This is a genomic window from Ensifer sp. NM-2 (genome assembly GCF_003024455.1).
Classification (GTDB): domain Bacteria; phylum Pseudomonadota; class Alphaproteobacteria; order Rhizobiales; family Rhizobiaceae; genus Ensifer; species Ensifer canadensis.
The window spans coordinates 263,195-276,790 of sequence record NZ_PVZR01000006.1 but is presented as its reverse complement, the minus strand read 5'-3'; the positions used below and the strand labels follow the sequence as shown (position 1 = coordinate 276,790).

Sequence of the window (13,596 nt, the reverse complement as noted above, 5' to 3'; positions counted from 1 at the left end):
CTTTGCTTACTTGATCAACCGCTTGGAACGGCTGACGGCATCGTCCAGATGCTGCTTGGCGTTGCCCTGGTCGATCATGGTTGCTTCGATGGCGCGCGCGAGATTGTCCTGCACCTTGCCCCAGTTGGCGTTCTTCAGGAACGCGTGGGTTTCGGTGTTCGAGGTCGCGAGAATGTCGAAGAACGGCTTGTAGATCGGATCGGTGGTCATGCCCTTTTCTTCGGCAACGCTGGTGCGGACCGGCAGGTCGTTGATCCGCATGGCAACGGCTTCCGGCGAGGAGAAGAACTTGACGAACTCCCAGGCGAGGTCAGCGTGTGCTGCGTCCTTGGCGATCGAGATCGCCGAGACGCCGAGCGCCGAATGGGCGGTCTTGTCGCCGAACTTCGGCAACGGCGCCACGCCATACTTGATGCCCGAGGAGTCGATGCCTGCCTTCGACCACATTGCGCTCTGGAACATGGCGATCTTGCCGCCCTTGAACAGCGTGCTGCCCGAGGTGTCGTCGCCGAGGTTGAGCGTGATCGCTTCCTGCGTCTTGGCCATATCGCCGAACATGTCGAGCACCTGGGCCGCCGCATCGCTGTTCATGTAGCCGTCGATCTGCTTGCCATCGTCGGAGATGTACTTGGTGCCGTTCGACCAGAGGAACTGCTCGAAGTCGTAAGGGTCGGGCTTGGCGTCGACGGCAAAGCCGTAGACCTTGTTCTTCTCGTCACGGAACTTGGCGGCCTTGGCGCGCAGATCGTCCCAGGTCCAGCCATCCTTCGGCTCTTCGACGCCGGCCTTGGCGAACATGTCCTTGTTGTAGAAGACGACCTGGGTCGTGAAGCCCGACGGCATGCCGTAGGTCTTGCCTTCGACGCGCGTGGTGTTCATCAGGCCCTTAGGGAAATCGTCCGGCTTCACTTCGGCTGCGTCGCGCGCGATCAGATCGTCGAGCGGCATCAGCGAGGTGTAGTACTGCGGGAAATTCCACATATACATGACGTCGGGTGGGCTGCCGGCGCCGAAGGCGGCGATCAGCTTCTGGTCGTAACCATCGGCATAGGGCTCGACTTGCACCTTCACGCCCGGGTGCTTTTCCTCGAACTTCTTGGCAATCGCCTGCTGGATCGCCAGGCTCTCATCCGTGTCCCAGGTGGCAAAGCGCAAGGTTTCTTCCGCGCGGGCCGTGGCAACTCCAGCCATGGCCAAGACCATGAGCGAGCCGATGAGCGATTTCGTCCTGTTCTGCATGCTTCTCCTCCTCATTCGGGTCACGCGACCCTTTTGCTTTTTTCCTGATTGATCAGCATCTGCGTCTCGGGATCGAGCGCCCGCGCGATCGCCTTGCCGTCGGCATCGAACAGATGGCAATGCTCAGCGGGGATGCGCAGATGGATGCGCTCGCGGTTGGCAACCGGATGCGTGCCGCGCACGACGGCGGTCATGTCGGAGCCATTCTCAAGGCCGATGTGAACATGGCTTTCGGTGCCGAGCCGCTCGACCAGGCGGACGTCGCCGATCAGGTGCGCTTCCTCAGGCGAAACCAGCTCAAGCTTGTCCGGGCGGATGCCGATCGTCACCGGCTTGTCCTTGGCGACGACGGTGGATGACAACGTTCCGAGCGTCAGGTCCCGAACCAGACCACCGCCGGAAAGCGTCAATTCGGAACGGTCCTGGCGGACCAGGTTCGCGGTGACGAAATTCATCCGCGGCGAGCCGATAAAGCCGGCAACGAAGAGGTTCGCCGGCTGATAGAAGAGTTCGAGCGGCGTGCCGAACTGGCTGACCTTGCCTTTGTCGAGCACGACGACGCGATCGGAAAGCGTCATCGCCTCGACCTGATCATGGGTGACATAGATCATCGTGACGCCAAGGCGCTCGTGGAGTGCTGCAAGCTCGACGCGCATGGTCACACGCAGGCCGGCATCAAGGTTCGACAGCGGCTCATCGAGCAGGAACAGCTTCGGCTCGCGAACAATCGCGCGGCCGATGGCAACACGCTGGCGCTGGCCGCCGGAGAGTTGGCGGGGCTTGCGGTGCAACAGTTCGGAGATGCGCAGGATGTCGGCAGCGTTGTTGACGCGGCGATCGATCTCGTCGCGCTTCATGCCGTTCAGCGCCAGGCCGAAGGACAGGTTCTTGCGCACGTTCATATGTGGATAGAGCGCGTAATTCTGGAAGACCATGGCGATATCGCGCTTGGCCGAGCGCAGATCGGTGATATCGCGATCGCCGAGGCGGATCGAACCGGAATCGAGCTCCTCAAGACCGGCGATCGAACGCAGGAGCGTGCTCTTACCGCAACCGGACGGCCCGAGAAAGCACACGAACTCGCCATCGGCGATATCGAGATTGATGCCCTTCAAGACTTCGAGCGAACCAAAGCCTTTGCGCAGATTTTCAATACGGATAGCTGCCAACGGGCCCTCCCCTGATGGCGAACATTGTGGCAGCCGGCTTAACGCTTACCTTACCACATGTTCGTGTTAAACGTTTATATGCACGATAAAAACGTTTAACTTTGTTGTAAAGCGAAAAAATCGGTGCTTAAGAAATTGCTGTGGGCGATAAAGGGCACAAAACCGATACGGCCGGTTCATGACCGGCCGTATCGTTTCTTGATCAATGGTTTAGGCGTCCGAGCGTCTCGTCGAGCGCATTGAGGAAATGGTCGCAATCCTCGGCGCTGAACGGCGCCGGCGGCTTCACCTTCAGCACGTTGTGGTGCGGCCCCTCGCTGCTGAGCAATATCCGATGCTTGCGTTTCATTTCAGCGATGACGAAGTCGAGCTCGCTTGCGGCCGGTTCCTGGGTCTCGCGGCTGCGCACCAATTCGATGCCGTTGAAGAGACCGTAGCCGCGCACGTCACCGATGATGGCATGGCGCTTGGCCAGCGCACGGGCGCCGTCCATCAACCGGTCGCCGACAACACGGCAGTGGTGCATCAACCGTTCGTCGCGGATGACGTCCAGCACCGCAAGGCCGATCTCGGCCGAAACCGGATTGCCGCCGAAGGTGTTGAAGTACTCCATGCCGTTGGCAAAGGAGGCGGCGATCGCCTCGGTGGTGACGACGGCGGCCATCGGGTGTCCGTTGCCGATCGGCTTGCCCATCGTGGCGATATCCGGGATCACACCTTGCGTCTGGTGCGCCCACATATGGCTGCCAACGCGGCCGAAGCCGACCTGCACTTCGTCGGCCAGGCACAGGCCGCCGGCGGCACGCACATGGGCATAGGCCTCATGCAGATAGCCTTCCGGCAATGTCAGCTGCCCGCCCGTTCCGAGAATACCCTCGCTGAAGAACAGCGCCGGGCGGCGGCCGTTTGCGGCAAGCGCCAGCACCTGGTTGCGCACATCCTCGGCATATTTGCGGCCGGCATCGACGTCGCCATAGCGATAGCGGCCGCGATAGAGATCGGGCATTTCCGCGACCTGGACATGGGCGGGGCGGCCCTCTCCGCCCTTGCCGGCAAACTTGTAGGGGCTGACGTCGATCATGCTCGACAGATGGCCGTGATAGGCATGATCGACGGTGATGACGTCGCGGTTTCCGGTGTAGGCACGCGCCAGCCTGAGCGCCAGGTCGTTGGCCTCGCTGCCGGAATTGACGAAGAAGCAGACGTTGAGTGGGTCGGGGAACTGCGCGGCCAGCCGCCGCGAATATTCGACCAGCGAATCGTGCAGATAGCGCGAATTGGTGTTGAGCTTCTCCATCTGCATCTGCGCCGCCTTGACGACGCGCGGATGGCAATGGCCGACGTGGCAGACATTGTTGACCATATCGAGCCAGCGCGTGCCGTCCTCGTCGATCAGATGAGCGCCCTCGCCGCCGACGATCTTCAGCGGCGCTGTGCTATAGGCGATACTGAGCGAACGCCCGATGCGCCGGTGACGTTCACGCACCAGAAAATCCTTGTCGCGGGCGACGATCACCGAAGCCGGCACAGGCAGCCCAAGCACAACGCTCGGATCGGGGCTGACCTCGCGCCAGACCTGCCATTGATCACGCACGCCGACGCCGAACATGCGGCCCTCCAGCCCCAGATGGTCGGTCACCAGCTGGAAATGCAGATGCGGCGCCCAGTTGCCGTTTTCTTGGGTGGCACCAAGGCTCGCAAAGCTTTCGCCCGTGGCGATCGGTTGGCCGACCGTCAACTTCGCCATCGTCTCGCGCGACAGATGGCCATAAAGCGTCCAGAAGATATCCCCGGCATCGGTGACATGTTCCAGCAGGACGGTCGGGCCGAAGCCGAAGGCGACGGCATCGTCATGAAGGAAAGCGACCTTGCCAGCGAACGGTGCATGCACCGGTTCCAATGCCGGCGCGAAGATATCGACGCCAAGATGGACTGAACGGCGCTCACCGGCGGTTGCCGTTTCGTAGGCGTCGCCCTGATAGATCGCGCGATCCTCGCCGTAAAGGCCGATGCCATAGTCGGCATTCTGCTCGCGAATACGCGCGGCGATCAGCGCCTCTGCCGCCGTGGCATCCAGTGCCGCCCACTGTGCCGCTTCGGGACTGGAGGCGGAGAAATCGAAGACGGCGACCTTGGGCTTGGCGACGGACGGCTTGACGATGGCGGAAAAGTCATGGGCGTTCTGCTCCAGCCAGCGCACGACGGACGCCGCATGCGCGATCGGCGCAAAGCCGCAGGCGTCGCGGATGCGGGCGATCGCAATCGCGCGGTTCTCGCGTTCGAGCCGTTGAAGCTCACGCCAGACGTCTTCCTGGCTGACAAGCAGGTAGGTGTTTTCAGGGTTGTCGCGGATCTGCTTGGCCGCCATGCACATGCTGACGGCATAGCGGGTGCGAACGAGATCGAAGATCAAAGCCGTCTCGGCCTCGCTGATCGGGTTCGCTCGGTGATAGGCGCCCGCGAGCGCTGCGATGGTGCCGACCGCATCCGCCGTGCCGATCAGCGCATAGGCGGCAGCGACAGCGATCTCGACGACGCGCCACGTTTCGACCATATCGCCGAAATCCAGCAATCCGCTGACGCGTCCCTCGTGGTCCAAAAGCACATTGTAGTCGTTGGCGTCGTTATGGATGACCTGTCGCAGGCAGCTTTCGAGGCTTGGCCGGACGGACGACGCGAACCGTTCGAGGATGGCGCGAACCGCTTCCCGCTTGTCGTCGCCGTCGATCAGACCCACGTGGTTCAGATGCATATCGGCACGGCCGATATCCCAGGCATAGACGCGTTTCGTGCCGGCATGGGCAAAGCCCTTGAGGCTTTGGTCGAGCTGGCCGAGCAGGTGCCCGAGCGTTTCCGCGCTCGTCAGACCGCGGGACGCGGATTTCACCCAGATATCGCCGGGTAGCCAGGTCAGGAGCCGCGCGGTGCGCTCGCCGCGCACCATCGCTTTCACGGTTGACGCGCCGGCGCGACCGGGCACTGGCCGCGAGACCGGCAGATCGACTGCCGTTTTTGCGAGGTGGTCGAGCACCGCGACTTGCATGTCGAGTTCATCGGCATCGCCTGGCGCGTGCAGCTTCAGGAGATATTGCTCGCCGTCTTGCGCGCGAACGCGATAGTTGAGGTCGTGCTCGCCCGGCAGCGGCGAGATATCCCCTTCGATGCCATAGGTCTCGATGAGCAGCGCCCGGATTGCCGCCAGTTCCTGCTCACCCTTCAAGTCTTCCTGTGCCATGCCTGCTGCTTGTCCCGTCACCATGAAATCCGTCGTCCGTCGTAGCTGCAGAAGCTGCCGCTGTCGGCCATGTCCGCTTCGTCGATAATCGCTTTCAGCCCAGCGGCACTTGTTGCCACCGGAACATTTGCCTCGCCGCCACCCATGTCGGTCCTGACCCAGCCGGGATGCAGCGACAGGACGGTGATGCCGTCCTTGCGAAAATCCTGTGCCAACTTCACCGTCGCCATGTTCAACGCCGCCTTCGAGCAGCGATAGGCATAGTCGCCGTCATCATCGTCCAGCGTGCCTTCGGCAAGCGAGCCGGCACGACTGCTGATGTTGGCGATAACACAGCGTTCACCGGCCAGAAGGTTCGCATGCAGCGCACGTGCCAGGAGCAAAGGTGCGAGCGCGTTGACGCGCATCACCTCGAGGAAATCATCGCTGTCCAGCGTCGCAAGCCCACCCGTGTCGCCGCGGATGCCGGCATTGTTGATCAGAACGTCGATGGCCACACCTTCGAGCGCTCTGCCAAGGGCCATGATCGAAGCGGGGTCGGAGACATCAAGCGATTGCGCTTCAATGGCACCTTCGAAAGACGCTTCCCCTCGGACGCAGGCAATGACCCGCCAGCCGTCGGCCGCATAGAGTGCCGCGAGCTCGCGCCCGAGACCTCGCGAGGCACCGGTGATCAGCACGGTGCGTCGTACCTCCGTTTTATCGATGCTTGATGTCATATTTTCTCTCGACCATGTTCACGAGGCTGGCTGCAGCAAGCGTCAGGAAGATGTAGAAGATCGCGGCGGAGTTATAGGGCGCGAAAGGCAGGAAGCTTGCCGACTGGAACTCGCGCATGCGCTGGGTGATGTCGCGGATCGACAGGATCGACAGCAGCGAGGTGTCTTTGAGGATCGCGATCAGTTCGTTGCCGAGCGGCGGAATGATGATCCTGAAGGCCTGCGGCAGGATGACGAGGCGCGCTGTCTGCCAGCGATTGAGGCCGATGCTGCGCGCCGCCTCGACCTGGCCGACCGGTATGGCGTTGATGCCGGAACGGAAGATTTCCGCGAGGTAGGCCGAATAGGCAAGCGCCATGGCGACGATGCCGCGCACCAGATTGGGTGGGTCGAGCACGCCTTGCGTCGCGTCCTTCAACGCGCCGCTGAGCGGCAACCCGACATAGAGCACGATGACCAGCATCGGAATGCCGCGAATGGTATCGACGATGAATTCGGAGCCGACCGCCAGCGGGTGGCGCTGGTGCAGGTAGCCGCCGAAGGTCAGAAGCCCGAGGATAATCGCCAGCACCGCAACCGTAATGCCGGTTGCGCGATCGCGGTCGTTGAGCGCTTCGGTCTTCCAGAGCACCGGCAGATCGGCAGGCGCCGAGGCGGCCGGCAGCAGGGCGGCGCTGACCCCTTCGTTCTTGGCCATGGAAGCGAGTGCTTCGGTCGGGCCGACAAAGGTGCGAACCGGCGTTTCCGTCTGCGGCGCGCCGTCATACTGGCCGAACCGCACCGCACCGATCAGACCCGCCGGCGTGTTGGTGACGATGCCGACCTTGCCCTCGAGCGAACCGGCAAGCACGTAGGTGTCACGCGGCTGCAGCAGGAACCAGGCGGCGACGAGCGCCAGAACCAGGGTCGCGACCGCAAAATAGAGGCTGGTGCGCACCGTCGAGCGCAATTGCAGGAGGCCGACCCAGACGAGACCAAGCACTGCCGCCAGGATGTAGGCGGCAATCGCGGCGCGAATGGTGGTCGCCACCCCCGCCGCAAAGGCGATGTGCGCGAAGAAGAGAACGAAAACCAGCCCGGCGCCGTTGACGACGCCGAGGATCCAGCGCCCGACACGTCTGAACGGACTGTCCAGAGGCTCGCCGCCACGTGCGCCTGCAAAAAACAGCCCGAGACCGAGGGTGCTCGACACCAGATATCCCGGGAACAGCCAGGACTCGACACCACGAAGCCAGAGATCGGCGGCCTCTGTCAATTGGCGCGGCGTCACGCCCTTGACGATCAGGTCCGATTTGAACGCATCGACGCCGTTTGCCACGACCGAGGCGATGAAGGGGTGAATGTTATGCCCGAGCAGCAGGACGACGGCGGCGCCGAGGTTCAGTATGGCCGCGGCCACCGCCCACTTCGGACGGCTCGCCTTGGCCCGCGAGAACAGGAGCACGCAAAGGCCCGCCGAAAAAGCGATCGCCAGCGCGAGAAAGCCGGGCACGAAGGCAGACGAGCCGTTCTCGACGCCGAGAATGGCGCGAAGCGACCGCTGGTAGTCTCCGGAGGATACGAAAAGATAGATGATGAAGGGCAGCGCGGTCAGGATGATGAGATTGCTCGGACGCACGCTTCTCAGGAACGACATTCATTCCTCCGGGGTATTGCTGTTGAAAAGGCTAGCCCCCGGAGCGGCCGCCTCGGCGCTCCGGGGAAATTGCGGAAGGCTTATTTCAGGCCCCAGTATTTGTTGACCAGCTGGTCGAGCGTGCCATCGTCCTTGATCATGTTCAGGCCCTCGTTGAAGGCCGCGACATTCTCGTCGCCCTTGCGGAAGACGAGGCCGAGCGGATCGGATTCCAGATCCTTGATCGCCACCACCAGTTCGCCGGCAAATTCGCGCTCGTAAGCCGCCGCATTCGCGCCATTGATGACGACGCCGTCGACGTCCTTGTTCTTGAGCGCGATGATGGCGGCGCTGAAGGTGTCATAGGCGGCAACGTTCTCCTTACCGACCACACCTTCGGCAACCTGAGCGTCGGTGGTATTGGCCTGGGCGGAGAGCTTTCTGCCGGCCTCCTTGAAGCGATCGAGCGTGATGTCCTGGTCTTCAACGCGCATCAGCACCGCCTGGCTGTTGACGATATAGGGGTCGGAGAAGTCCATCGCCTTCTTGCGTTCATCGGTGATCGAGACGCCGGAGGCGACGAGATCGAAATTGCCCTGATCGAGTGCGGCAAAGATGCCGTCCCAACCGGTGGTGATGAACTCGGCCTGGCAGTTGATCTTGGCACAGACCGCATTGACCACATCGACGTCGAAGCCAACGATCTGGCCGCTGGCCGGATCGACGCTTTCCATCGGCGGCGAGGTGGTGTCGGATCCAACCTTGAGCAATTTTCCGCCGAGATCGGCAGCGTGGGACACACTTGCGGAAAGAGCCGCAAATGTCAGGGCAATAATCAGTTTTTTCATGGTTCTCCTCCTTGGATGATGAATGTTCATGCCAGCCTGCCGCCGAGATTGTCCGGCTGCCTTTCGATCAGGGTTGGCCTGAAGACCTGCCGGAGCGCCTTCGGGTCCTCACCCTCCATGCGCTTCAGCAGGAACTGCCCGAGCGTCCGTCCGAGGACCTCGATCGGTTGATAGAAGGTGGTGATCGGCGGCGTGAAATAGGCGCTGACGTTGATGTCGTCATAGGCGATCACGTCGACATCGACGCCAACCTGCCGCCCGAGACTGCCGAGACCGGAAAGGACGCCGAGCGTCGTCGATTCGTTGATGCAGACGAAGGCAGTCGGCGGCTCCGCCACCTGCAAAAGGTCGATCACGCTCTGCCGGCCAAAATGGGTCGAAAGATCGCCTTCGACAACGAGATCGGCAGAGGCGGTAACGCCGGCTTCGCGGAAGGCGCGGGCAAACCCGTCCAGCCTGTCCAACGCATAGGAGAGCCGACGCTCCGGGTTGACGAGCGCGATGCGGCGATGGCCGCCGGCAAGCAAGCGGGCGGTGGCAGCGTGGGCTGCCCACTCGTTGTCGATATCGACATGGGCGTAATCCAGATCCTTGCGGCAACGCCCCATCGAGACAAATGGGAAATGGTGGTCGACCAGCAGATCGATGCGCGGGTCGTCGGCAAGAATGCCGGAAAAGATCAAGCCGTCGGCCAGACCCTGATCGACGATGCGGCGCGCCGTTTCCGCGCCGTCGGCAGCATCGCGGATGACATGCACGGACATGCGGTAGTCCGTACCATCCAGCGCCTGGCTGACGCCGCTCAAAATCTGGGTATATTCGACGCCGTCCCACTCGTAATCGCGTGCCGCGGTAACCGGCATCAGCACTGCCGCCTGAAAGCTCTTTCCGGTGCGAAGCGCCATGCCGCGCGCATTGGCCTGATAGCCGACTTCGCGCGCCGCCTTGAAGATGAGATCGCGGGTAACAGGCGCAACGACGGGCGAATCCCTGAGCGCTTTCGAGATCGTCGCGATGGAATAGCCGGTGATCTCGGCCAGTGTCTTGATCGTCGGCACCGGTGTACGCCGGGTTCTGTGCATATGCGCCGCCATGCACCCTCCCAGGCCGTTGGCTCACTCTGAACATATGCGTAACAGTCAATAAAAACGTTTTCAAGAAAAATAAAAACGTTTTTATTATCATATGGGGAGAAGTTCGACGTCAAAGAAATTACTACCAAGACTGCCTAATGGGCCAGGAAGGTGTGCTTTGCGCCGGAGCGGAACCCAAAGGACTTGCGGATCAACACCCGCCGAAGACTACAGCGCCGCGCGTCTCATTGGACGCGCAAAGGTCGCTGTAGCACTTTGAATGGCTGCATGTTTTGTCCTTAAATCGAATAGGATTTAAGGGAACCGGCAGTAGACCTTTGCAGCCAGGTAAAATCCCACGAATGAAAAATGGCCGCGAAGCATTCCCTTCGCGGCCTTCTTCATCGATATTCAGAGTAGAGACGCACGGCACATCACACTGCTCCGTGCGGGCGCCTTCTCAATCCATGTCGTCGTTATCAGGCGCAATCGCATGGTCACGATTGCCATGGATGATCTCACGCTTGCCGACATGGTTGGCAGCGCCGACAAGGCCCTCCTTCTCCATGCGCTCGACGAGCGAAGCCGCACGATTATAGCCGATACCCAGCCGGCGCTGGATGTAGGAGGTCGAGCACTTCTTGTCGCGCAGCACCACCTTGACGGCCTGGTCGTAGAGTTCGTTGCCGTCCTCCGAGGCCATCGCCGTCTTGTCGAAGACAGCGCCCTGCTCTTCCGCGGGCTCCTCTTCCTCTTCGTCCGCGGTAACGGTCTCGAGGTATTCGGGCCTGCCTTGCGTCTTCAGGTGGGCGACGACGTGCTCCACTTCCTGGTCCGAAACGAACGGTCCGTGGACACGGGCGATCCGCCCGCCGCCCTGCATGTGCAGCATGTCGCCCTGGCCGAGCAGCTGTTCGGCCCCCTGTTCGCCAAGGATGGTGCGGCTGTCGATCTTCGACGTCACCTGGAAGGAGATACGGGTCGGGAAGTTGGCCTTGATCGTGCCGGTGATGACGTCGACCGAGGGGCGCTGCGTCGCCATGATCAGGTGGATACCGGCAGCACGCGCCATCTGCGCAAGCCGCTGGATAGCACCTTCGATCTCCTTGCCGGCGACCATCATCAGGTCGGCCATCTCGTCGACGATGACGACGATATAGGGCATCGGCGCCAGATCCATTTCCTGCTGCTCGAACAGCGCCTCGCCGGTGCCCTTCTCGAAGCCGGCCTGGACCGTGCACATCACCGGCTCGCCCTTTTCGCGGGCAGCGGCAGCACGCTGGTTATAGCCGTCGATATTGCGAACGCCGAGGCGCGACATCTTGCGATAGCGGTCCTCCATCTCGCGCACCGCCCATTTCAGCGCCATGACGGCCTTCTTCGGATCGGTGACGACGGGGGTCAGCAGATGCGGGATGCCGTCATAGACGGAGAGTTCGAGCATCTTCGGATCGACCATGATCAGGCGGCACTCTTCCGGCTTCAACCGATAGAGCAGCGACAGGATCATGGTATTGATCGCCACCGACTTGCCCGAACCGGTGGTGCCGGCAACGAGCAGATGCGGCATCTTGGCCAGTTCGGCGATGACGGGCTCGCCACCGATCGTCTTGCCGAGGCAAAGCGCCAGCTTGCAGTTCGTCTTGCGGAAATCGACGGATTCGATCAGCTCGCGGAAATAGACCGTCTCGCGCGTCGCATTCGGCAGTTCGATGCCGATGACGTTGCGGCCGGGCACAACAGCGACACGGGCTGATAGTGCCGACATCGAGCGGGCGATGTCGTCGGCCAGGTTGATCACCCGCGAGGATTTGACGCCGGGCGCCGGTTCAAATTCGTAAAGCGTGACAACCGGCCCTGGCCGGACATGGATGATCTCGCCACGCACGCCGAAATCTTCGAGCACGCTTTCGAGCAGCCCGGCATTCTGTTCGAGCTGCTCCTGCGACATGAAGAAGCCGCGGCCTTCCGGCGGTTCCTGCAACAGGTCTTCGGCCGGAAATTCATAGCCGTCGGCGTGCGCGAAACGCTCGGTCGCGCCGATCGGCGGCAGAAGCGAAGGTGCGCGCGAGACCTGGGCGGGCATGGTGATAGCCGCCTTTGAGACTGTCGCAACGGTGCGAACAGGCTCTTCCTCGGCCATAAGTGATGTGATCTCGGCCGGTTCGACCGCAACAGGTGGAACGGATGCGATTTCCGACGGCACGATCATCGGCTCCGGCGCATCGCGCGCGGGGTCGATCGATACGGGTTCTGCCAGTGCGGGCACAACGGCGGCAGGCACCGATGGCACCTCAGCTGCCGGGCGGCATTCGACAACGCGGAACAGCGACGTGATCGCCGTCGGCGGCATGCGCTTGATTTCGACTGCCTTGACGGGAATTGGGGCCGTGGCCGGTGCCGGCATCGACACGACAGCTGCGGGCGTGAAGGAAGCGGGCACCGCTGTGTCGACGAATGGCTTCGGCTGCACAATGGCTGCCTCTGCCGGGCCGTCATCCAGGGTGGAGGGGCCAAACTCGAAGAAGGCGAAGTCCGACAGAAACGACAGACGCGTGTCGGCCGGGGCTTCTACTGCCGCCGCTGGCTCGACTATCTGCGTCGGTTCAACGGGTGCAGCCAGCATTGCGATCGCCACAGGCGCCTCGTTCGCGGACTGGGCCGGCAGGCTCGGGCCGATTGCAGAGCCAGCAACGGTAGCGTTGGGCGCCAGGTTGGCCGCGCCTGCCTTTGGCGCCGACGACCAATGCGGCAGCTGGCTCGTGAGAACGCGCAGCAGCTCGGAGGGGCTGTAGGAAGGCAGGGCCTGCTCAGGCACGGGTGCGGGCATACGCACGGGAACGACATCGACCATGTCCGGCGATTCGACGGGGGCGACGGCTTCGATGGCCGCAGACGCTGCTTCCACGGGCTCTGCCGCGGCGACGACATTTTCGCTTGAGGCAATCTGTTCCTCAGATGCGACATCGCTGTCGCTGTCCGAAGGCGCGCGGCGCTTGGTAAACTCCCGTTCCGGCGTGCGGGTGAACCGCACGTTCGGCGCCAGGAAGAAGTGGCTCTCCCACGTTGAATCGCCGTAGTGGCCAGCAATCTCCGACAGGGTCGGCAGCGGCTCGTCGGTCGACGTCGTCACCTGGGCCGGCGCATAGGCCGTGCCCTGGCCATAGAGCCGGGCAGCGCGGCCGACATGCGCCGTCGCGTCCGATTGCTGGTTGGCTGGTTTGCGAGGCGCGGCAGGCGCCTCGTACAACTGGTAGGGATCGACTGGATCCACGTCATGGGTGGGCATATCGCTCAACGCACCGTCCTGCGGATCGTCATAGTAATCCGCCTGGTTTGCATCATGCAAAGCTGCCTGAGAGAAGTTTGTCCTGGGAATACGCATGGGTCCTGGAAGAGCTAGAGACATCGCCGAGGGGCCTGCTAAGCGATAGAAAATGAAGGTTAACAAGTCCCTTCCAAAGGCCGCTTGAAAGACAACAGGCGCGCCGTTCAATCCAGCAAAACAGTCGGTGAAACGGCCGCAATCCCCATCCCGCTCAAGGGCATCGCGCCATTCTGTCGCTGGCAGAACCTGGCCGAAAATATTTCTTCCGGATTGTCATTTTGGCACGTCGCGGCGCAGCAGGGGCAACCGCTTCGGTCGGAGATACGGACCATAACGAATCGGTCCGGCGTGACCTTGTCACGCCGGACCG

General features: G+C 62.2%; 8 protein-coding genes. All 8 read right to left on the bottom strand.

Annotation, left to right across the window (positions count from 1 at the left end; all coding sequences use genetic code 11):
* Nucleotides 1-6: 6 nt before the first annotated feature.
* The 8 genes from C6558_RS14965 to C6558_RS14925 all read right to left on the bottom strand — a co-directional run bounded on the left by C6558_RS14965 (nt 7) and on the right by C6558_RS14925 (nt 13,283).
* On the bottom strand, nt 7-1,239 hold the full coding sequence (locus tag C6558_RS14965; RefSeq protein ID WP_057209761.1) for a sugar ABC transporter substrate-binding protein: 1,233 nt from the start codon (nt 1,237-1,239) through the stop codon (nt 7-9).
* 20 nt (nt 1,240-1,259) lie between these two features.
* Complete coding sequence (locus C6558_RS14960; protein WP_025429200.1) at nt 1,260-2,408, bottom strand: ABC transporter ATP-binding protein; 1,149 nt, start codon at nt 2,406-2,408, stop codon at nt 1,260-1,262.
* A 202-nt stretch (nt 2,409-2,610) separates the two neighbouring features.
* On the bottom strand, nt 2,611-5,643 hold the full coding sequence (locus C6558_RS14955) for an aminotransferase class III-fold pyridoxal phosphate-dependent enzyme (RefSeq protein WP_107027480.1): 3,033 nt from the start codon (nt 5,641-5,643) through the stop codon (nt 2,611-2,613).
* 17 nt (nt 5,644-5,660) lie between these two features.
* Nucleotides 5,661-6,323 carry an SDR family oxidoreductase gene (locus C6558_RS14950; protein WP_025429202.1) on the bottom strand — a complete coding sequence of 221 codons (663 nt, stop codon included), beginning with the start codon at nt 6,321-6,323 and terminating at the stop codon, nt 5,661-5,663.
* Nucleotides 6,324-6,342: 19 nt separating this feature from the next.
* On the bottom strand, nt 6,343-7,998 hold the full coding sequence (locus C6558_RS14945) for an amino acid ABC transporter permease (RefSeq protein WP_025429203.1): 1,656 nt from the start codon (nt 7,996-7,998) through the stop codon (nt 6,343-6,345).
* A gap of 80 nt (nt 7,999-8,078) precedes the next feature.
* Nucleotides 8,079-8,825, bottom strand: coding sequence for a transporter substrate-binding domain-containing protein (locus tag C6558_RS14940; RefSeq protein WP_107027478.1), 747 nt, complete (start codon nt 8,823-8,825; stop codon nt 8,079-8,081).
* Nucleotides 8,826-8,851: 26 nt separating this feature from the next.
* The gene (locus C6558_RS14935; RefSeq protein WP_038577936.1) at nt 8,852-9,919 is read right to left on the bottom strand and encodes a LacI family transcriptional regulator; all 1,068 of its coding nucleotides are present in this window, start codon (nt 9,917-9,919) and stop codon (nt 8,852-8,854) included.
* Nucleotides 9,920-10,358: 439 nt separating this feature from the next.
* Nucleotides 10,359-13,283: a DNA translocase FtsK gene (locus C6558_RS14925; protein ID WP_107027477.1), complete on the bottom strand. Its 2,925-nt coding sequence runs from the start codon at nt 13,281-13,283 to the stop codon at nt 10,359-10,361.
* Nucleotides 13,284-13,596: the final 313 nt, after the last annotated feature.

Excerpts from the sequence above, each read along its gene's own strand:
- C6558_RS14945 (WP_025429203.1), bottom strand. The coding sequence starts at position 7,998 with ATGTCGTTCCTGAGAAGCGTGCGTCCGAGCAATCTCATCATCCTGACC.
- C6558_RS14955 (WP_107027480.1), bottom strand. The coding sequence starts at position 5,643 with ATGGCACAGGAAGACTTGAAGGGTGAGCAGGAACTGGCGGCAATCCGG.
- C6558_RS14965 (WP_057209761.1), bottom strand. The coding sequence starts at position 1,239 with ATGCAGAACAGGACGAAATCGCTCATCGGCTCGCTCATGGTCTTGGCC.
- C6558_RS14940 (WP_107027478.1), bottom strand. The coding sequence starts at position 8,825 with ATGAAAAAACTGATTATTGCCCTGACATTTGCGGCTCTTTCCGCAAGT.
- C6558_RS14925 (WP_107027477.1), bottom strand. The coding sequence starts at position 13,283 with ATGCGTATTCCCAGGACAAACTTCTCTCAGGCAGCTTTGCATGATGCA.
- C6558_RS14935 (WP_038577936.1), bottom strand. The coding sequence starts at position 9,919 with ATGGCGGCGCATATGCACAGAACCCGGCGTACACCGGTGCCGACGATC.